The 874-nt window shown below is 64.3% G+C and carries 1 protein-coding gene and 1 pseudogene; both read right to left on the minus strand.

Annotated elements, in window-relative coordinates; genetic code table 11:
• Positions 1-547 (minus strand): annotated as a pseudogene (locus EOA22_RS35495) (urea ABC transporter permease subunit UrtB); the annotation flags it as partial.
• A 97-nt stretch (positions 548-644) separates the two neighbouring features.
• A partial coding sequence (locus EOA22_RS35500) for a transporter substrate-binding protein (RefSeq protein WP_164756270.1) occupies positions 645-874 on the minus strand: 230 nt, incomplete at its 5' end.

Below are 874 nucleotides of genomic sequence, written 5' to 3' on the forward strand. Positions count from 1 at the left end.
CCAGAACGGAGGCCGCACGGGCCTGTTCGAGCAGAGCCTTGACGCTGGCCACGGCCTCACCGGCGATCGCCGTATCGAGGGGGGCGATATTTGCGGCGTCAGGTGTCTTGAACATGGTGTCGGCGGCGGCGATGCGGACAGCCGGATCCTTGGCGCCGAGCGTCAGAGTGCCCAACGCATCGCGGATGACGCGACGCAGCGTGTTGTTGACCTTGATCTTGGTGATGCCGTCCTTGGCCGCCTCACCCGATGCCTCCCCGCTCAACGGGTCGGAAAGCTGGACGCTCTCGCCCGCTTCCTTGCCGACAAACACCAGGGAATCGGCCTTGCGGACATAGAGGTTGCCGTCGGCAAGTGCCGCAAGCGGCCGCTCCACCGCCGGGTCGCCAGCGGCTGCCAGTTCGTGGACGACGGCTCCGATCTCGGAAAAGCCCTTGGCCGTGGCGAATTTGGCGATGATGCCGCGCAGATCGGTTTCGCCAGCGCCCGATGACGACAGTGTCGCCAGCAGGAACAACAGCATCAAACCCGTGCGGATTAAGGTCATTGGTTTCTGGTAACCCCTGAAGGTTGAAGTGGGCGTCCGGACGGCGGAGGAAGCCGTCCGGACGCGCGCGGTCTGACTGGGTCAGCCCTGGGAGGGATCAGTTCGTGCCCTTGCCGCCGCACTTGCCGGTGGCAACATTAAAGTTGCCGCAGGACAGAGGCGCGCGCCAATCCGAGATCAGGTCCTTGGAATCAGGCAGATAGTCGGACCATTCGTCGCCCATCACCAGGCCCGGCGTGCGCGACACGGTCTCGAACTGGCCGTCGGCCTGGATTTCGCCGATCAGCACCGGCTTGGTGATGTGGTGGTTCGGCATCATCGTCGAAT

This window comes from Mesorhizobium sp. M7A.F.Ca.US.014.04.1.1, from assembly GCF_003998745.1.
Taxonomy (GTDB): Bacteria; Pseudomonadota; Alphaproteobacteria; order Rhizobiales; family Rhizobiaceae; genus Mesorhizobium; species Mesorhizobium ciceri.